Source organism: Anaerococcus obesiensis ph10 (assembly GCF_000311745.1).
GTDB lineage: Bacteria > Bacillota > Clostridia > Tissierellales > Peptoniphilaceae > Anaerococcus > Anaerococcus vaginalis.
This window is the reverse complement of the sequence record NZ_HE978531.1, coordinates 458778-476325: the sequence shown is the minus strand read 5'-3', so window position 1 is coordinate 476325 and position 17548 is coordinate 458778. Positions and strand designations below refer to the sequence as shown.

Here is a 17548-nt window from a genome sequence, read left to right as displayed (position 1 = left end):
AGAAAATTTTTTTCATAGTATAGATGAATTTCCACACTAAATTTAAAATTTAAATTTCAATCAATGTCATAATTTTAATATCAGACTTCTAAATAAATCGAAAAATTTAAATTGACTTGATTTTTAGGATTTAAAGATTAGATTTTGAATGGATTTTTTAAATTAAGTAAATTAAATTTTCCATAAGCACTTCCTAGTATTGAGAAATAATAACCATAAAAATTTTTTATTTGGGTATATTTTTATTAAGAAAGGTGGTTTGTATGAAAAAAATAATTAATGACAAGGATAAAATCATAAGTCAAATGCTAAATGGTCTTCAAAAGGCTAATGAGGACAAGGTAAAAATTAATGAAGAGTTAAAAATAGTTTACAGAAAAGATCTTCCCATTAAAGGAAAAGTTGGTTTAATTTCTGGTGGTGGAAGTGGACATGAGCCTGCTCATGCTGGATATGTCGGAGATGGAATGCTTGATTGTGCAATTTGCGGAGAAATTTTTACTTCTCCAACTCCAGATCAAGTTTTAGAAGCTATAAAACTTGCGGATTCTGGCGAAGGTGTATTTATGGTAATTAAAAATTATACTGGAGATGTCATGAATTTTGAAATGGCAAAAGATATGGCAGAGATGGAAGGAATTAATGTTGATTATATTATCGTAAATGATGATGTGGCAGTTGAAGATTCCACATACACAACAGGTAGAAGAGGAATCGCTGGAACAATTTTTGTTCATAAGGTTTTGGGAGCTATGGCAAGAAGTGGAAAAAGTTTGGAAGAAATGAAAGCTATGGCTGAAAAAATTGTAAAAAATATTAAATCAATGGGCATGGCTACTAAGGCTTGCATAAATCCTATTTCTGGAAAAGAAAGTTTTGATTTGTCTGAAGATGATATGGAAATTGGCGTAGGAATTCATGGAGAGCCTGGTGTAAAACAAGAAAAAATTAAAACAGCTGACGAAATTTCTAAGGAGCTTTTGGATCATATTCTTGGCGATTATGAAAATCTAGATGGAGATTTTGTTTTAATGGTTAATGGCATGGGTCAAACTACTGAAATGGAATTGTTTATTGTAAATAATTTTGCAAGTGATTATTTGAAAGAAAGAAATATAAATATCAAAAAAACTTTCTTGGGTAATTTTATGACAAGCATGGATATGGCTGGATTTTCATTAACGCTTTTTAAAGTTGATGAAGAAATTTTAAAATTGCTTGAAGAAAATGTAGATATAGTTAGGGGTTAATATGGATATAGAAAAAGTTAAGTCAAAGGTAATAGCTTTATCAAATATAATTATTGAAAATGAAGAATATTTGACAGATCTTGATAGGGCAATTGGCGATGGTGATCATGGTTTTAATATGGCAAAAGGTTTTAATAAAGTGAAAGATGCCATGAATGATGATTACAAAGATTTAAAAACACTTTTTAATAAGATTGCTATGACTTTGATTTCTAATGTTGGAGGAGCTAGTGGGCCATTATATGGAACATTTTTTATGAAATTTGCTCAAGTTTTTGATGGAGATATTGAATTGGATAAAAATTCATTTTCAAAAGCTTTTTCTGACGGAGTTGATGGAGTAATAATGAGAGGCAAGGCTCAAGTTGGAGATAAAACTATGGTTGATGTTTTATATCCTGTAGCAGAGGCTTTAAAAAATGATTCAAGCTTTGATGAAATTCTTAAAATTGCACAAGAAAAAATGGAAAAAACAAAAGAAATTAAGGCTAGAAAAGGAAGAGCTGCCTATCTTGGGGATAGGTCAATTGGACATATTGATCCAGGCGCATATTCTTCATATTTGTGTATAAAAAGCATAGTGGGAGATTTGAATGATTAATATATTGATAGCAAGCCACAGCAAAAAATTGGCTGAAGGTTTAAGAGAAATTCTCATTCAAATGGCTCCAAATGTAAATATTTTGGTAAGCGGCGGAGATAAGGATGGAAATATTGGCTCAAATTTTGATGAAATTAATCAAATCATAAATGAATATGCTACAAATGATGGTTTGGTTATATTTTTTGATTTGGGTTCTTCTATGATGAATTGTCAAATGGCAATTGATATGTTGGATGATGAAAAAAAATCCAAAGTTTATCTTGCTGGAACACCAATTGTTGAAACAAGTGTTCAAATTGCTGTTGAAGCATCAGCAGGACAAAGTTTGGAGAAAATAGTTGAATATTTAAAAGAATATCCAGTAAATAAATTAGAAAATTAATCTAAGCTGATTACAAATTCATAAATATCATTTTTTGAAAAAGTGGTGGATTTTCTCAAGGATTTTACAATATCCTTAGTTGATTCGCCATTTTTTTTCATTTGTAAAATTTGTTCTTTGTATGATGAAATATCTAAAGATTCATTTTCATTATTTTTTTCCAAAATAAGAACAAATTCTCCTTTTAAAGTAAGCTCATCTGTGTTTATATTTTTTATATCAAAAATTTGATATTGTTCGAATTTTTTGCTTAATTCGCGGGTAATCGCCAATTTTCTATTAGGAAATTCTATTTTAAAATCATTGATTGTATTTTCTAAGTTGTGAGGAGTATCAAATAAAATTGATGTTTTATTTTCAATTTTTAGCTCTTCATATAATTTTTTCTTATCAGAATTTTTTTTGGGAATAAAACCATAAAAAGCAAACCTATCATTATCGAAGCCACTTGCAATTAAGCCTGTAAGAATTGATGATGGACCTGGCAAAACTGTGTAAGAAATATTATTTTTAATGCATTCTTTAATTAGAATATGACCTGGATCAGAAATTCCTGGCATTCCTTGGTCAGTTATAATTGCATAACTTGTACCTTCTTGGGCGTTTTTAATAATTTCCTGTGATTTTTGCTTTTCATTAAATTTATGATATGAAGTTAGTTTTTTATTTATTTCAAAATAATTTAAAAGTTTTTTACTTTCTCTTGTATCTTCGCAAGCAATTATATCAACATTTTTTAAAACATTGATAGCTCTCAATGTCATATCGTCTAAATTTCCTATGGGAGTTGGGACAAAATATATACTATAATCCATTTATTTCTTTGACCTCCTTTGTATAATTATTATTTTCATCATATATTATAAGGGGATTTTCAAATTTTAATCCATCATTTGCATTTTTTACAAACTCCATTAAAATAAAAACAGGTTTTTCAAATGCCTTAGATTGAACAAATTTTATTCTTTTCAATTTTAAGTTTCCACTTTCTTTTATAATATCAACAAGCCTTTCGGGTTTGTGAATCATAAATAATTTTCCCTTATCTTTTAGGCACTTATTAGAAAATCTAAAAATATCAGAAAGATTCATTTTAATTTCTTGCCTAGACAATAAAAATTCTTTCTTTTCATTCTTTATATTAGCTCCCTTTTTATAATAAGGAGGATTTGTAATAATATAATCACAAAAATTATTAGGAAAATTTACCTTATTTAAGTCATCGTTTATAACTTCAATATTATTAATTCCATTTAATTTTATATTTTCTTTTAAAAGATTAGCTTTTTCTTTTTGAATTTCGATAGAAAAAACTTTACTTAAATTGTAATAAGAAGAACAAAAAAGAGATAAAATTCCACTGCCAGAGCCAATATCAATTAAGATTTTATTTTTTTTCATTTTTGAAAAATTTGCAAGTAGTATTGAATCAATCCCAAAAGAATAAGATTTCTCTACGTGCTTCATATATAAATTTGTTTTTGGTATGTAATCTAATTTAATCATATTATAGATTATATTCTAACATTTTTGTAAGTAAACAAAATAGGGGATAAATTGACAATATATTTGTATATCATACAATGATAACTATGTTTAAATATTATATTTTATTTAAAAAATAAATTTTAATAAGGAGAGTTTTATGAAAAAATCAAATTTATTGTTAGTAAGTATATTTACTAGTTTAGCTTTATTAACTGGTTGTTCTCAAAATAATGCAGTTGATAGTACTTCTACAGAAGTAAAATCAAATGAGGCTAGCACACAAATTAGCGAATATCAAGAAATGAAAGGCGAACAGCTAGATAAAATTGAGGAAGATAATAAGAAAAAAGAGGATTATCTTGTAATTGATGTAAGAAGTGAGGAAGAATATAAGGAAGGTCATGTAAAACATGCTATAAATATTCCTCTTGATGATGCTGACAAAAAAATCTCTGAAATAAGTGATTACAAAGATAAAAACGTAGTAACAATTTGTAATACAGGCAAAAAAAGTTCAGAGATGGCAAAAAAACTTGTTGAAGCAGGATTTAAAAATGTTTGGAATGCTCAAGGCGTAAAAGATTTTGAATATACAACAATGACAAAAGTTGCTACAATTCTTCCAGAAGAATTTAAAGAAAAAGCTGCATCTGGAAATTATACAATTATAGATGCAAGAGATGAAAAAGATTATAATGATGGACACATGAAAGATGCAATTCATACATCTGTAGATACAATTGATGAAGATATTAAAGATTTGCCTAAAGAAAAACCATTTTTAACATATTGTTATAGTGGAAATAAATCTTGGACAGTTGCAGACAAATTATCAAAAGAAGGCCATGAAGTTTATAATGCATGGGATGGAACAAAAGAATATGATGGATATGAATTAATTAAATAAGACCTATTAAAAACTTTAAGAATAAAAGTTAAATAAAGACTTTTATTCTTAAAGTTTTTTTGAAAGGAATTTCTATGGACAAAATTATTTTTTTTACAAAAGCTCCAAGACTTGGATTTGGCAAATCAAGACTTAAAAATTATCTTGATGAAAATCAAAGATTACAACTAACAATAGATTTAATAAATGAAAATTATAAGAAAATAAAAAAAACCAATAAGGATTATGTAATTTATTATGATGGTTCAAAAAACGATATAGATTTTTTAAGTGGAGAAAAAATTCATCAACAAGGAGATGACCTTGGAGCTAGAATGAAAAATGCAATAGATAAACAGCTAATTCTTTCTGATAAAGTTATTCTTATAGGTTCTGATTTGATTAATTTAAGTGAAAAAGAAATAAATAGAGCTTTTGAACAATTAGATTATTATGATATTGTAATTTCTCCTTCAGATGATGGAGGTTATGGGCTTGTAGGTATGAAAGAATCTTTAGATATTTTTTCTAATATTGTTTATTCTAAGTCAAATGTTTTGGAAGAGACAATAAAAAAAATAAAAGAAATGAATAAAACTTACAAACTGCTTGATGAAATTTATGATATAGATGATTTTACAGATTTATTAAAGGCAGAGTTTTCAAGCAAGGATATAGAGTTATTAGGAGCTGGAGAATATAATATTAACTATAAATATAAAAATAAGGTTATTAGAATTAATTTACAATCTCAGCTTGGTTTAGGAAAAGAACAAATAAAATACGAATATAATGCTCTAAAAGAGCTTGAAAAAAGTACAGTCACACCAAAAGCATACGAACTTTATGATAAAGGTAAATATTTGCCATTTGGATTTTTGACTATGGAATTTATAGAAGGAAGAGCTTTAGATTATAATAAAGATTTAGAAATAGCAGCATATATGCTTTCAAAAATTCATAGTACAAAAATTGAAGATTCAAAATTGATTTTTGCTGATAAACCTTTCAAAAATATGTATGAAGAATTTGAACAGATGTATTCTTATTATAAAGGCTGGGAAAATAAAAACAAAGATATAGAAAAATATATAGATAAATTTATGTTGATTGCTAAACGCTCAGGATTAAATAAAAAAATTGAAAATCCTTGTATTATTAATACTGAGTTAAATAATAGAAATTTTATTATTGGAGAAAATTCTAAGGTCATAGATTGGGAAAAACCAATAATCGGAGAATGCGAGCAAGACTTAGCCCATTTTTTAGTTCCAACTACAACAAATTGGAAAACGGATGTAATCTTAGAAAAAAAAGATATGTTGGATTTTTTGAACATATATAAAAAGTATAGAAAAGTGGATATGTATAAATTCTTCAAATATCTAATGTTTAATTCTCTAAGAGGAGTGACTTGGTGTTCTATGGCAAAAGTTGAATATAATAAAGAAAGAAAAATAAAAAATGAAGATACTATAGAAAAAATAAACAAATTTTTAAGCCGAGAATATTTAGAAATGTTAAGTAAATTATATGAGGAGTTTAAATGAAAAAAGCAAAAAAAATAAGTAATGAAAACAAAAATAGAATTATACTCATTTCTATAGTTTTATTATGCGTATTAGTTTATTTTTTTGTACCACAAATAAATAGTGAAATAAATTATGCTTTTAATGTTTTAAGAAAATTAGACATAAATGAAATCGCAAGTTATATAAGAAGTTTTGGAAGTTTAGCTGTTATAATATCATTTTTATTGATGATTTTACAAGCTATAATTGCCCCTATACCAGCATTTTTTATAACTCTTGCAAATTCTATGATTTGGGGATGGTGGAAAGGAGCTATTCTTTCTTGGTCTTCAGCAATGGCAGGAGCTTTGTTATGTTTTTTTATTGCAAGAATTTTAGGAAGAGATGTAGTTAAAAAAATTGCTACAAATGGAGCTTTGCAATCAGCGGAAGAATTTTTTGATAGATTTGGAAAACAGGCAATATTAATATGCAGATTACTTCCTTTTGTTCCCTTTGATCCAGTAAGTTATGCCGCAGGATTGACATCAATGAATTTTTGGTCATTTTTTATTGCGACAGGAATAGGTCAATTACCTGCAACAATAATTTATTCTTATTTTGGAGGTCAACTTACAGGAGGAGCTCAAGCGTTGATGTATGGACTTTTAGGTCTGTTTGCTTTTTCTCTTATAGCCTATGTAGGAAAGAAAATTTATCAAGAAAAACAAAAGAGCAAAAAAATTGAAAAATAAATTAAATATAAATGAGAAAAAAATAGAATATATAAAGATTTTTCTAATTATCATAATAGGATTGGTAAGTTATTTTTTGGTTAGAAATATTAGTATACAACATATAAAAAAATGGGTGCTTATAAATAACAAATGGGCAGCTATAATATATATTTTAACCTTTATAATTTTACCAATTTTCTTTTTCCCTGTTCCGGTAATAGTTGTAGCTGGTGGAAGTTTATTTGGATTAACAAAAGGTTCAATTTATACTTTTATGGCTGTTATTGTAAATACAACAATAATGTATTTTCTTGGTAGATTTTTATTTAAAGATTTTGTAAATTCTTTTGTAGAGAATCATGTAAGTGAAAAAATAAAAAATGCACTTTTTAGCAAAAATCAAAAAGTTTTATCCTTAGTTTTATTTATAATAAGGCTAAGTCCAATTTTTAGCTATAATCTAGTAAACTATATATCAGGTATAACTGAAATAAAATTTATCCCTTATATCCTGACTACAATTATAGGAGTTTTACCAGGAATTATAGTGTTTATAAATATTGGAGAAAATGTATTAAAGATTGGAAGTAAAGAATTTTTTGTTAGTTTATTATTTTTATTTATTTTAGTAATAATTTCTGCTATAATTTCAAAATTATTTTTAAAAGATAGTGTAAACAAGGAGAATTGATGGTAACAATAATAGTCCCTACATATAATGAAGAAGAAAATATAAAAAAATTTCAAAATAATTTAAGTAAATTAGAGGGTGATTTTGAAATTATTTTTTCTGATGGATTTTCAACTGATAGGACTTATGACTTAATCAAATATAAAAAAATTAGACAAGCAAAATACAGGTCAAACCAAATGAATAAAGCTGTAAAATATGCACAAGGAGATATTCTTTGGTTTTTGCATGCAGATTCTATTGTAGATCCTTTGAGTATAAAAAAAATTGAAGAAAGTGATTTAGATGCTGTTGGATGTTTTAAGCTAAAATTTGATAAGAAAAATTTACTTTTACAAATGATTGAAATAGGATCTAATTTAAGAGTTGACATAAGAAAAATTGCATTTGGAGATCAAGGAATATTTATAAAAAAATCATTATTTAAAAAACTAGGAGGATATAAGCCAATTCCATTAATGGAAGATTATGAGTTTTCAATTATGTTAAAAGAAAATGATATTCCAATAAAACGACTAAATACACCCATAACAACATCATCTAGAAGATATATGAAAAATGGAATTTTGAAAACTAATAGGATGATGCATAAATTGCAAAAAACTTATAGAAAAGCTAGAAAAAAAGGATATGTAAATAAAATTATAGATGATATATATAATGTTTATGAGCAAAAAGAATAGGAGAAGTTTTGGGAGATCAAAAAAATATTGTAAGTAAAATAAAAGATGAATGCATTAGATGTGATATTTGTAAAAATAATTGTAGCTTCTTAGAAAAATATAATATAAATCTTTTAGAATTTGTAGATAGAAAAGATTTAAGATATTCTTGCTTTATGTGTAATAAGTGTGAGTCTGTTTGCCCAAAAAACCTATCGGGAAGAGATCTTGCTTTAGAAATGAGAAAGAAAAAACCTAGAGGAGTTTTAAAAACAAAATTTATTAAAAATAATTATAAATTTTCAAACAATAGTAAAAAAAAATCAAAAGATTTGCTCTATTTGGGATGTAATTATCCAGGTTTTTTTCCTGAAACTTCGAAAAAGTTAATAGATATTTGCAAAGAAAAAGGAATTGATTATAGTGTAGATTGCTGTAAAAAACCAGTTTATGAAAAAGGAGGATATGCAAAAATAAGTCAGATAAAAAAATTATGTAAAATTAAAAATGTAGGAAGGCTTATTTGTTGTTGTCCAAATTGCTATCATTTTTTGAAAGATAAGATAGATATAGAAGTTATCAGTATATATAAATTTTTAAAAGAAAATAATATAGGTCAAAAAATCAAAGGAGAAGTTAATATATTCTTTCCTTGTAGTGATAGATATAATAAAGAAATATTTCAGGACACAAAGTATTACATAGAATCTTATAAAGATGCTTACAAGAAATTAAATTGCTGTGGTCTAGGTGGAGGGGCAATTACATACGAAAAAGATTTAGTAAAAGACATATCTAATTATATGAAAGAAAAAAATGAAGACAATATTTATACCTATTGTTCATCTTGCTCTGGAATTTTTACTAATCAATATAAACTAAATAATGTTAAAAATATTTTATCTGAAATTTTAGGTGTGAATGAAAGTGCATCATCAAATTATGGAAAAAATATTTTGAAATTTAAATTTAAAAATTATAGAAAGTAGGAAAAATATTATGGACTATGAAAAGATAAATGAAATGATGGAAAAAGGATATAATTGTAGCCAAGTCGTTTTTTGCTATTTTGCAGAGGACTATGGAATAGATAAAAAAACTGCTATGAAACTTGCAACTCCTTTTGAGATGGGAATATATGAAAGCAAGACTTGTGGAGCACTATCTGCAGCATATATGATTCTTGGATTGAAATATGGATCAACAGACTTTGATGATAGAATGAAACTTTTAAAGAAAATCAAAAAATTAAACGAATTATTTGATGGAAAAATGAAAGCTAAAAATTGCAAAGAGTTATTATCTATGGAGATTTTAGAAGATGATAATATGAAATTGGCTGAAGAAAAAGGTTTATTTGAAAGTGTCTGTACAAAATCAATAAAAACAACAATAGAAATATTAGAAGAATTATTATAAATAAAGTAAAAATGCAATTTTATATAACAAGAACTTGAATCAATGAACTTACTAATCTATAATTATATTAGTAAATTAGGAGGTTAGAATGAAATATTTTGGAACAGACGGATTTAGGGGAGAAGCTAACCAAGATCTTACCCTTTATCATGCAATTAAAATTGGAAGATTTTTAGGATATTATTTTAATAAAGAAAAAAATGGAAACGGAAAAATTGTAATAGGCAAAGACACGAGAAGATCATCATATATGTTTGAAGATGCCTTATCAGCAGGGATAACTTCATCAGGCTCTGATGCATATCTTCTTCATGTAACAACAACTCCTTCAGTATCTTATGTAGTTAGAAGTGAAGATTTTGATTGTGGTGTAATGATAACAGCAAGCCACAATCCATATCATGATAACGGAATAAAAATTATAAATTCTGATGGAGAAAAAATGGATGATGAATTTTTGCAAAAATTAGAAGATTATATTGATGCGGATATTAAAGATATTGATTTAAAAATTGGAGAAGAGATAGGAAGAACTCATGATTTTGTTGGTGGAAGAAATAGGTACACAGCATTTTTAATTCAAACTGTATCAAAATCTTTTAAAGGCAAAAAAGTAGGACTAGATTGTGCAAATGGAGCTGCATCATCAATAGTAAAAAGTGTTTATGATGCTCTAGGAGCAGAAACCTACGTAATAAATAATAATCCTGATGGCTTTAATATAAATGTGGATTGTGGTTCAACACACATTGAAGTTTTACAAAAATATGTAAAAGAAAATAAACTTGATTGTGGATTTGCTTATGATGGAGATGCTGATAGGTGTATAGCAGTCGATGAAAATGGTGAAGTTGTTGACGGAGATGCTATTCTTTATATTTGTGGAAAACACATGAAAGAAGAAGGATATTTAGAATCAAATACAATTGTAACAACAATAATGTCAAATATAGGCTTGTACAAAGCACTAGACAAAATTGGAATAAATTATAGCAAGACAAAAGTTGGAGATAAATATGTCCACATAGAAATGAGCGAAAATGGATATGAACTTGGTGGAGAACAATCAGGTCATATTATTTTTTCAAAATATGCAAACACAGGAGATGGAATTTTAACTTCACTTAGATTAATGGAAGCTATGATAGACAACAAAACAAGCCTATCAGAATTGAGAAGAGATTTAAAAATTTATCCACAAGTTTTAAAAAATGTAAGAGTAAATGATAAAAAAGCTGTATTAAATGATGAATCTATAAAAAATATTATAGAAAAAGAAAGTGAAAGTCTAAAAGATACAGGAAGAATTTTAGTTAGAGAAAGCGGAACAGAACCATTGATTAGGGTAATGGCAGAAGCAGAAACAGAGGAAATCGCTGATAAAAAAGTAAACAATATAGTAGAAGCAATAGAAAAAAGCGGACTTTAATTAATGAAAGATTATCTTACAGGTAGAGAGATAAATATAAAAGAAGCTGTACTTGTAGTAGGAAATAAAATATATTCAAAAAAATCTTATATAAGCATGGACACAAGAAAATTAGAAGGCTATCCGCCAAAAATATTTTATGATAAAAATAAAAATTATTTGGGGAAAATTTATGACGAAGGAGTATATGAGCTTTTAGATATAGAAGAAATACTTCTTGATTATAGCGATTCATGTTTTTCTAATCACGACTTAGATGATCTTAGAGATTTTTTAATAAATAAAAGAAAAAAACTTTATGAAAGCCTAGAAAAAAGTCAATAAAAAATATTGACAATATTGTAATTTGATGGTAATATATGTGTTTGTATGGGACTATCCATATAAATTAGGAGGTGTTTTAATGGCAGATAAAGTAAAACTAGAATGCACAGTTTGCAAAAATAGAAATTACGATACTACAAAAAACAAAAAGAACACTCAAGAAAGACTTGAGCTTAAAAAGTATTGTCCTTTCTGTAAAAAACACACTGTTCATAAAGAAACAAAATAGTAAGGAGTTTTAAAATGGCTAAGAAAAAAGATGGATTTTTTAAATCTGTAAGTAGAGAATTCAAAAAAAATCACATGGCCAACAAAAAATGAAACTTTAAATTACTCATTACTTGTTATTATTGTCAGTGTGATTACAGGACTTCTCATTTGGTTATTAGATATAGTCTTTGGAAACATGCTTGGATTTTTGATGTAGGTAAGATATGACTGATTTATCTAATAACAATAATTCAAATGAACCAAACAATACTAAAGAAGAAATTGATTCTAAAGATTCAGAAAAACAACCAAAATGGTATGTAGTTCACACATATACTGGCTACGAAAATAGGGTCAAAGATAAGATCCAAATGATGATAGACAACGAACAAAATCCTGATATCATCGATGTAACAGTGCCAGAAGAAGAGTATGTTGAAGTAAAAAATGAATCAAAGAAACTTAAAACAAGAAAATTATTCCCAGGTTATGTAATGGTAAAGATGAATATTACTAACAGATCTTGGTATATAATTAGAAATACTCAAGGCGTCACAGGCTTTGTAGGACCAGATTCTAAACCTGTTCCATTAACAAAAAGAGAGGTAAGAAAATTTGGTATTAAAGAAGATAAGCCTGTACTAAATATTAATATAAATGTAGGAGATAATATAAATATTATCCAAGGACCATTTAAAGATTTAGTAGCTGAAGTAAAAGAAGTTGATACAGACAAACAAATAATTAAAGCTTTAATTGATATGTTTGGAAGAGATACAATTATTGATTTAAGTTTCGAGGATATTGAGACAATTTAAACTGGCTTACGTAATGTAAGTGGGAGGGGATAACCCGCCAAAAACCACAAAGGAGGATTTAATATGCCAGCAAAAGAAAAAGAAGTACAAGCAAAAGTTAAATTACAAGTACCAGCAGGAAAAGCTACACCAGCACCTCCAGTAGGTACAGCACTAGGACCACACGGAATCAACATCATGGAATTCGTGCAAGCATTTAATGCTAAAACAGCTGACCAAGCTGGAATGATAATACCGGTTGAAATGACAATTTATAAGGATAGATCATTTGATTTTATCACCAAAACACCACCAGCACCAGTATTAATCAAAAAAGCTATAGGACTTGAAAAAGCAAGTGGAGAACCAAACAAAAATAAAGTTGGTTCAATAAAACTTGAACAAGTAAAAGAAATAGCTGAAACTAAGATGCAAGATTTAAATGCTGCAAGCCTAGAAGCTGCAATGAGCATGATAAAAGGCACATGCAGAAGCATGGGAATTACTGTAGAGGAATAAGTGGAAGAGGAAACTCGTTATACCACAAGGAGGCAACATGGCTAAAAAAGGTAAAAAATATATAGAATCAAAAAAATCTTTTGATACTCAAAAAGAATATGAATTATCAGAAGCATTAGATATAGTTGAAAAAACTGCAAAAGCAAACTTTGACGAAACTGTAGAATTACACGTAAGATTAGGTGTAGATTCAAGACATGCTGACCAACAAGTAAGAGGTACTGTTGTACTTCCACACGGAACTGGTAGAGATGTTAAAGTACTTGCAATTGTAAAAGATGATAAAGTTGAAGAAGCTTTAAATGCAGGTGCAGACTATGCAGGTAGTGAAGAATATACAGATAAAATCCAAAAAGAAAACTGGTTGGATTTTGATGTAATAGTAACAAGCCCTGACATGATGGGACAAGTAGGTAGACTTGGTAGAGTTTTAGGACCTCAAGGATTAATGCCAAACCCTAAATCAGGAACTGTAACAAATGATATTGCAAACGCAATTAAAGAAGTAAAAGCAGGTAAAGTAGAATATAGAACAGATAAAAACAATCTAGTTCACGTACCAACTGGAAAAGTTTCATTTGGTAAAGAAAAATTATCAGACAACTTAAAAGCTTTAATCACTGCTATTGTTAAAGCAAAACCAGCTTCAGCAAAAGGAAAATATTTAAAATCAATTACTATTGCTTCAACAATGGGTCCTGGAGTAAAATTATCTCCAGCAAGAGCAATGGACTTGGTTGAAAAATAAAAAAATATTTGACAACATATATATCAAGTGATATACTATCATAGTCAAATAAATAGGCTACCAAAGACTACGGAGACTTAATAGTTTAATTATTCCGTATAGGTGGGAATAAGAATCTACATCCCCACCGATGTAGGCATAATAATTATGCCTAATTGTGGGGATTTTTATATACCTACCAAAAGCCATAGGAGGTGAAATATGTCTGAAAAAGCTATACAACAAAAACAAGTAATTGTTAATGAAATAGTTAAAAAAATTGAAAATGCTAAATCAGTTACTCTTGTAGAATTTGATAAAATGGATGTAAAAGAAATTACTGATTTACGTAACAATTTTAGAGATGCAAATACTGAATACAAAGTATACAAAAATACTATGATGAGATTTGCATTCCAACAACTAGGATTTGACCAATTTACAGAAGAGCTAAAAGGTTCTAACGCACTAATTTTTTCAAATGAAGAAATGGTTGATGGACCAAAAGTAGCAAGAAAATACATCGTTAAAGACGATGCAAACAAAGATAAGCTTATAATTAAATCTGGTGTAGTTGATGGAAACTATCAAACTCCAGACGAAATGTTAGCAATTGCAAAATTACCAGGACAACAAGAACTTGCTTCAATGCTTGTTAATACATTACAAGCACCAATTAGAAAACTTGCTGGTGATTTATCACAAATCAATGCAAAACTTGTTTATGCACTTGATGCAGTTAGAGAAAAAAAAGAAAACGAAGCAGCTTAATATAATAACAATTTAAATTAAAATATCGGAGGATTAAAAATGTCAGAAAAAGTAACAAACTTATTAGAAGAAATTAAAGAACTTACAGTATTAGAACTATCAGAATTAGTAAAAGCATTAGAAGAAGAATTTGATGTAACAGCTCAAGCTACAGTAGCAGCAGCTCCAGTAGCTGCAGCAGGAGCAGCTGAAGCAGGTGCAGCAGAAAAATCAGAATTTGATGTTGTATTAAAATCAGCAGGTGCTTCAAAAATTAACGTAATCAAAGTAGTTAAAGAAGTTACAGGTCTTGGATTAAAAGATGCTAAAGCATTAGTTGATGGAGCTCCAAAACCAGTTAAAGAAGGCGTAGCTAAAGACGAAGCTGAAGAATTAAAATCAAAATTAGAAGAAGCTGGTGCAGAAGTAGAATTAGCATAGTTTCTATTTATAAAAAGGCTCAATTGAGCCTTTTTTCTTTGCGAAGATTGACACTTATTAGTTTATAATGTATATTAAAAATGAAGGATTTTAATTTTGGAAAGAGGAGAATATGAAAGAAATTATTGATTCTCTTGAAAATGTCGATCAAAATAAAAAATTTGAGATTGAAAAACATATACTAAAAAAACATGGGATTAGAGTTAGTCATCAAAGGCTAATGATACTAGATTTTCTTGTGAATAATAGAAATCATCCAACTGCTGATGATATTTATAAAAATTTAAAATCTTACGATCCTATTATATCTCAGGCAACGGTTTATAATACTTTAAATTTATTTGTTGAAAATAATATAGTAAGTGAATTAGATTTTAATCAATCAAGAAAAAGATATGATTTTTATCAAAAAAATCATTCTCATTTTATTTGTGAAAAATGTGGAAATATTCTGGATTTAAATGTTGATATCGACAATCTAAAATTAGAAGAATTAGAAGGCTATAAAATAAATAGTGTAGATATAACAATTAGAGGAATTTGTCCTAATTGTAAAAAATAAAAGAAGGCGATAAATTATTTTTTATTTATCGCCTTCTTTTGTTATTTAATTATTTCAAAAACAAAATAAACAAGGGCATATATTATTATCTGGTGGGAGAGGTAAATTTTTAGGGAATTTTGACCGATTTTTGCAAGAAAAGAATTTTTGCCGTAATGATTATAAAAATTTTTTTCTATTAAAATTTTTCCTATGATATAACCGCTCATATAAGCAAAAAACCACGGAATAATTGGGAAATAATCCGTTGAATGAAAGCTATTTGATGGAAATCCTAGAATAAATAAATTTTTATTATATAAAGAAAGCTCTATATTTTTACTTAAAAATTTTCCGCTAGGTAGGCTATAAGTTATGGCAAACAAGATAATAAAAATAATTAGTAGGTTTTTGTTTATTTTTATATTTTTTTGTAAAAAAGATATTATTATCATTGATAGACCAAGACCGTTTAGTACCCCAAAAATTATTAATTGGTCGGGTACAAAAAAATATGTTATTAAAGTAATTAAAATTCCTAAGATTGAAATTATTATTCCACGTTTTAAATTCATTTTCCAATCAAGAAAATTTGAGCTGATTCCTGAAATTATGAAAAATGATATGGCTATGGATAATTGCCAAATTTTATTTATATAAATATTATTGTACCAGTCAAGCCTTGTGTATAGGTTTATATCATAACAAAGATGAAATAATACCATAGATATTATTGTAAAGCCTCTGTACTTATCTAGTGTGTAGTTTCTTTTCATTTTCTTTCCTTTAAAATAAGAGTGTCCATTATTATTTTACTTTATTTTTTATTATAATATAATATTTGTGTTAAGAAAGAGGTAGAAATGATTAAAGATAAAGATTATTATTTGGATTGGATTTATGGAAGAGGAAATTCTGCTGGCAAAAGGAGAGATTTATCGGATATAAAGGCTTTACTAAATGAGCTTGGAAATCCTCAAGATAAAATAAAGGTTATTCATATAGCAGGAACAAATGGAAAGGGTTCTACTGCAAATTATATTGCAAATACCCTAGCAAAAACTTCTAAGTGTGGATTATTTACTTCTCCTTATATGATTGAAATAAATGAAGAAGTACAAATAAATGGAAAAGCAATTAGTGATGAAGATTTTTTTTCTTATATAAACTTAATTAGACCTATATGTGAAAAATTGGATGTAAGAGGATTAAAAAATACATATTTTGAGGTTATGACAGCTCTTATGTATAAGTATTTTTATGATAAAAAAGTTGATGTATGTGTTGTTGAAACAGGTTTGGGAGGAAGATTGGATTCTACAAATATTGTACAAAAACCTCTTGCTACTATTATTACAACAATATCAATGGACCATACAAATATTTTGGGTGATACTATTGAAGAAATTGCTTGGAATAAGGCGGGAATTATTAAAGAAAATGTTCCTGTATTTATTTATCCTCAAGTTCAAGAAGCCCTTGATGTCATTTTAAAAGAAGCGAATGAAAAAAATTCTAGGATTTATAAATTTGATTTTGATGAGATAAAAATAAAAACTCAAAATTATAACTACAATGAATTTGATTTTAGAAATTATAAAAATATAAAAACTTCTTTAATAGGAAAGGTTCAAATTTATAATGCTTGCAATGCTATAAATTTTTTGGATTATTTTAAAGAGGAATTTTTCTTGGATGAGAATATTATTAAAGAGGGGATATTTGAAAGCAAAAATTCGGGAAGGATGGAACTTATTTCTAAAAATCCAAAAGTTTTAATAGATGGAAGTCACAATAAAGAATCAATAGATGCTTTAATTAAATCATTAAAATTATTCAAATATAATAGGCTTATAGTAGGTTTTTCTGTTTTAAAAGATAAGGATTATGATTATATTATAGAAAATTTGTCATCAATAGCAGATGAAATTGTTATAACAAAAGTTGATAATCCAAGAGCATTTGATTTAGGTAAATTGGAAAAAATTGTTGGAGAAAAATTTACAAATATTAAGGCAATAGATAATATAAAAAATGCTTACGAATATTCAAAACAAATAGCTAAAGAAAATGATTTGGTTTTGTGGTGTGGATCTCTTTATTTGATTGGAGAAATAATCAAATATGAAAAAATGAATAAAGATATATAAAATTATTATATTTATAAGAAATACCAGATT

General features: G+C 27.3%; 24 protein-coding genes. 21 read left to right on the top strand and 3 right to left on the bottom strand.

From position 1 onward, the window contains the following. Positions 1 to 263 precede the first annotated feature (263 nt). From dhaK to dhaM, 3 genes are read left to right on the top strand one after another with little or no spacing between them, the layout of a single operon-like run. Positions 264 to 1250 (top strand): dihydroxyacetone kinase subunit DhaK, encoded by a 987-nt coding sequence (gene dhaK / locus HGAG_RS02420; RefSeq protein WP_019117763.1) that lies wholly within the window; start codon positions 264 to 266, stop codon positions 1248 to 1250. Position 1251: 1 nt separating this feature from the next. Further along, the gene (gene dhaL, locus HGAG_RS02415) at positions 1252 to 1851 is read left to right on the top strand and encodes a dihydroxyacetone kinase subunit DhaL (RefSeq protein WP_019117762.1); all 600 of its coding nucleotides are present in this window, start codon (positions 1252 to 1254) and stop codon (positions 1849 to 1851) included. After that, positions 1844 to 2236, top strand: coding sequence for a dihydroxyacetone kinase phosphoryl donor subunit DhaM (gene dhaM, locus HGAG_RS02410; RefSeq protein WP_019117761.1), 393 nt, complete (start codon positions 1844 to 1846; stop codon positions 2234 to 2236). Before dhaL ends, dhaM begins: the two co-directional genes overlap by 8 nt. On the opposite strand, the gene rsmI is transcribed toward dhaM, so the two are convergent. Further along, positions 2233 to 3051: a 16S rRNA (cytidine(1402)-2'-O)-methyltransferase gene (rsmI, locus tag HGAG_RS02405; RefSeq protein WP_019117760.1), complete on the bottom strand. Its 819-nt coding sequence runs from the start codon at positions 3049 to 3051 to the stop codon at positions 2233 to 2235. The two genes, dhaM and rsmI, sit on opposite strands and share 4 nt — an antisense overlap. Next, complete coding sequence (locus tag HGAG_RS02400; RefSeq protein ID WP_019117759.1) at positions 3041 to 3742, bottom strand: tRNA1(Val) (adenine(37)-N6)-methyltransferase; 702 nt, start codon at positions 3740 to 3742, stop codon at positions 3041 to 3043. Before HGAG_RS02400 ends, rsmI begins: the two co-directional genes overlap by 11 nt. A gap of 139 nt (positions 3743 to 3881) precedes the next feature. Between HGAG_RS02400 and HGAG_RS02395 the strand changes: the two genes are divergently transcribed. The 17 genes from HGAG_RS02395 to HGAG_RS02320 all read left to right on the top strand — a co-directional run bounded on the left by HGAG_RS02395 (position 3882) and on the right by HGAG_RS02320 (position 15389). Then, positions 3882 to 4631: a rhodanese-like domain-containing protein gene (locus tag HGAG_RS02395; RefSeq protein ID WP_019117758.1), complete on the top strand. Its 750-nt coding sequence runs from the start codon at positions 3882 to 3884 to the stop codon at positions 4629 to 4631. A 74-nt stretch (positions 4632 to 4705) separates the two neighbouring features. After that, on the top strand, positions 4706 to 6160 hold the full coding sequence (locus HGAG_RS02390) for a TIGR04282 family arsenosugar biosynthesis glycosyltransferase (protein ID WP_019117757.1): 1455 nt from the start codon (positions 4706 to 4708) through the stop codon (positions 6158 to 6160). After that, positions 6157 to 6876: a TVP38/TMEM64 family protein gene (locus HGAG_RS02385; protein WP_019117756.1), complete on the top strand. Its 720-nt coding sequence runs from the start codon at positions 6157 to 6159 to the stop codon at positions 6874 to 6876. The genes HGAG_RS02390 and HGAG_RS02385 overlap by 4 nt, the downstream gene beginning before the upstream one ends. A 115-nt stretch (positions 6877 to 6991) precedes the next feature. Beyond that, complete coding sequence (locus HGAG_RS02380) at positions 6992 to 7549, top strand: TVP38/TMEM64 family protein (RefSeq protein WP_234287343.1); 558 nt, start codon at positions 6992 to 6994, stop codon at positions 7547 to 7549. Then, positions 7549 to 8232: a TIGR04283 family arsenosugar biosynthesis glycosyltransferase gene (locus tag HGAG_RS02375; RefSeq protein WP_019117754.1), complete on the top strand. Its 684-nt coding sequence runs from the start codon at positions 7549 to 7551 to the stop codon at positions 8230 to 8232. The genes HGAG_RS02380 and HGAG_RS02375 overlap by 1 nt, the downstream gene beginning before the upstream one ends. A gap of 8 nt (positions 8233 to 8240) precedes the next feature. Continuing rightward, positions 8241 to 9200 (top strand): (Fe-S)-binding protein, encoded by a 960-nt coding sequence (locus HGAG_RS02370; RefSeq protein WP_019117753.1) that lies wholly within the window; start codon positions 8241 to 8243, stop codon positions 9198 to 9200. A 10-nt stretch (positions 9201 to 9210) separates the two neighbouring features. Next, the gene (locus tag HGAG_RS02365; RefSeq protein WP_019117752.1) at positions 9211 to 9630 is read left to right on the top strand and encodes a C-GCAxxG-C-C family protein; all 420 of its coding nucleotides are present in this window, start codon (positions 9211 to 9213) and stop codon (positions 9628 to 9630) included. Positions 9631 to 9718: 88 nt separating this feature from the next. Beyond that, the gene (gene glmM, locus HGAG_RS02360; protein WP_019117751.1) at positions 9719 to 11059 is read left to right on the top strand and encodes a phosphoglucosamine mutase; all 1341 of its coding nucleotides are present in this window, start codon (positions 9719 to 9721) and stop codon (positions 11057 to 11059) included. A 3-nt stretch (positions 11060 to 11062) separates the two neighbouring features. Continuing rightward, positions 11063 to 11383 (top strand): hypothetical protein, encoded by a 321-nt coding sequence (locus HGAG_RS02355; RefSeq protein ID WP_019117750.1) that lies wholly within the window; start codon positions 11063 to 11065, stop codon positions 11381 to 11383. Positions 11384 to 11462: 79 nt separating this feature from the next. Then, positions 11463 to 11612 carry a 50S ribosomal protein L33 gene (rpmG, locus tag HGAG_RS02350; RefSeq protein WP_004816546.1) on the top strand — a complete coding sequence of 50 codons (150 nt, stop codon included), beginning with the start codon at positions 11463 to 11465 and terminating at the stop codon, positions 11610 to 11612. Positions 11613 to 11681: 69 nt separating this feature from the next. Continuing rightward, positions 11682 to 11810, top strand: coding sequence for a preprotein translocase subunit SecE (gene secE / locus HGAG_RS12400; RefSeq protein WP_341871709.1), 129 nt, complete (start codon positions 11682 to 11684; stop codon positions 11808 to 11810). A gap of 7 nt (positions 11811 to 11817) precedes the next feature. Further along, positions 11818 to 12411: a transcription termination/antitermination protein NusG gene (nusG, locus tag HGAG_RS02345; RefSeq protein WP_019117749.1), complete on the top strand. Its 594-nt coding sequence runs from the start codon at positions 11818 to 11820 to the stop codon at positions 12409 to 12411. Positions 12412 to 12474: 63 nt separating this feature from the next. Further along, positions 12475 to 12909, top strand: coding sequence for a 50S ribosomal protein L11 (gene rplK / locus HGAG_RS02340; protein WP_004838714.1), 435 nt, complete (start codon positions 12475 to 12477; stop codon positions 12907 to 12909). 37 nt (positions 12910 to 12946) lie between these two features. Then, a complete protein-coding gene (gene rplA, locus HGAG_RS02335; protein ID WP_019117748.1) occupies positions 12947 to 13657 on the top strand; it encodes a 50S ribosomal protein L1 in 711 nt (236 codons plus the stop codon). A gap of 201 nt (positions 13658 to 13858) precedes the next feature. Further along, the gene (gene rplJ, locus HGAG_RS02330) at positions 13859 to 14407 is read left to right on the top strand and encodes a 50S ribosomal protein L10 (RefSeq protein WP_019117747.1); all 549 of its coding nucleotides are present in this window, start codon (positions 13859 to 13861) and stop codon (positions 14405 to 14407) included. A gap of 39 nt (positions 14408 to 14446) precedes the next feature. Next, on the top strand, positions 14447 to 14827 hold the full coding sequence (rplL, locus tag HGAG_RS02325) for a 50S ribosomal protein L7/L12 (protein ID WP_019117746.1): 381 nt from the start codon (positions 14447 to 14449) through the stop codon (positions 14825 to 14827). 112 nt (positions 14828 to 14939) lie between these two features. Then, entirely contained in the window at positions 14940 to 15389 is a 450-nt protein-coding gene (locus tag HGAG_RS02320) for a Fur family transcriptional regulator (protein ID WP_019117745.1), read from the top strand. Positions 15390 to 15430: 41 nt separating this feature from the next. Here the strand turns inward: HGAG_RS02320 and HGAG_RS02315 are convergent, their stop codons facing one another. Beyond that, complete coding sequence (locus HGAG_RS02315) at positions 15431 to 16144, bottom strand: heparan-alpha-glucosaminide N-acetyltransferase domain-containing protein (RefSeq protein WP_019117744.1); 714 nt, start codon at positions 16142 to 16144, stop codon at positions 15431 to 15433. Positions 16145 to 16231: 87 nt separating this feature from the next. Here HGAG_RS02315 and HGAG_RS02310 point away from each other — a divergent pair, with 87 nt between their 5' ends. After that, a complete protein-coding gene (locus HGAG_RS02310; RefSeq protein WP_019117743.1) occupies positions 16232 to 17518 on the top strand; it encodes a bifunctional folylpolyglutamate synthase/dihydrofolate synthase in 1287 nt (428 codons plus the stop codon). Positions 17519 to 17548: the final 30 nt, after the last annotated feature.

Excerpts from the sequence above, each read along its gene's own strand:
- rsmI (WP_019117760.1), bottom strand. The coding sequence starts at position 3,051 with ATGGATTATAGTATATATTTTGTCCCAACTCCCATAGGAAATTTAGAC.
- HGAG_RS02355 (WP_019117750.1), top strand. The coding sequence starts at position 11,063 with ATGAAAGATTATCTTACAGGTAGAGAGATAAATATAAAAGAAGCTGTA.
- HGAG_RS02390 (WP_019117757.1), top strand. The coding sequence starts at position 4,706 with ATGGACAAAATTATTTTTTTTACAAAAGCTCCAAGACTTGGATTTGGC.
- HGAG_RS02375 (WP_019117754.1), top strand. The coding sequence starts at position 7,549 with ATGGTAACAATAATAGTCCCTACATATAATGAAGAAGAAAATATAAAA.
- rplL (WP_019117746.1), top strand. The coding sequence starts at position 14,447 with ATGTCAGAAAAAGTAACAAACTTATTAGAAGAAATTAAAGAACTTACA.
- dhaL (WP_019117762.1), top strand. The coding sequence starts at position 1,252 with ATGGATATAGAAAAAGTTAAGTCAAAGGTAATAGCTTTATCAAATATA.
- glmM (WP_019117751.1), top strand. The coding sequence starts at position 9,719 with ATGAAATATTTTGGAACAGACGGATTTAGGGGAGAAGCTAACCAAGAT.
- rplA (WP_019117748.1), top strand. The coding sequence starts at position 12,947 with ATGGCTAAAAAAGGTAAAAAATATATAGAATCAAAAAAATCTTTTGAT.
- nusG (WP_019117749.1), top strand. The coding sequence starts at position 11,818 with ATGACTGATTTATCTAATAACAATAATTCAAATGAACCAAACAATACT.
- HGAG_RS02385 (WP_019117756.1), top strand. The coding sequence starts at position 6,157 with ATGAAAAAAGCAAAAAAAATAAGTAATGAAAACAAAAATAGAATTATA.
- rpmG (WP_004816546.1), top strand. The coding sequence starts at position 11,463 with ATGGCAGATAAAGTAAAACTAGAATGCACAGTTTGCAAAAATAGAAAT.
- HGAG_RS02320 (WP_019117745.1), top strand. The coding sequence starts at position 14,940 with ATGAAAGAAATTATTGATTCTCTTGAAAATGTCGATCAAAATAAAAAA.
- HGAG_RS02365 (WP_019117752.1), top strand. The coding sequence starts at position 9,211 with ATGGACTATGAAAAGATAAATGAAATGATGGAAAAAGGATATAATTGT.
- dhaK (WP_019117763.1), top strand. The coding sequence starts at position 264 with ATGAAAAAAATAATTAATGACAAGGATAAAATCATAAGTCAAATGCTA.
- rplJ (WP_019117747.1), top strand. The coding sequence starts at position 13,859 with ATGTCTGAAAAAGCTATACAACAAAAACAAGTAATTGTTAATGAAATA.
- dhaM (WP_019117761.1), top strand. The coding sequence starts at position 1,844 with ATGATTAATATATTGATAGCAAGCCACAGCAAAAAATTGGCTGAAGGT.
- HGAG_RS02395 (WP_019117758.1), top strand. The coding sequence starts at position 3,882 with ATGAAAAAATCAAATTTATTGTTAGTAAGTATATTTACTAGTTTAGCT.
- HGAG_RS02315 (WP_019117744.1), bottom strand. The coding sequence starts at position 16,144 with ATGAAAAGAAACTACACACTAGATAAGTACAGAGGCTTTACAATAATA.
- rplK (WP_004838714.1), top strand. The coding sequence starts at position 12,475 with ATGCCAGCAAAAGAAAAAGAAGTACAAGCAAAAGTTAAATTACAAGTA.
- HGAG_RS02310 (WP_019117743.1), top strand. The coding sequence starts at position 16,232 with ATGATTAAAGATAAAGATTATTATTTGGATTGGATTTATGGAAGAGGA.
- HGAG_RS02400 (WP_019117759.1), bottom strand. The coding sequence starts at position 3,742 with ATGATTAAATTAGATTACATACCAAAAACAAATTTATATATGAAGCAC.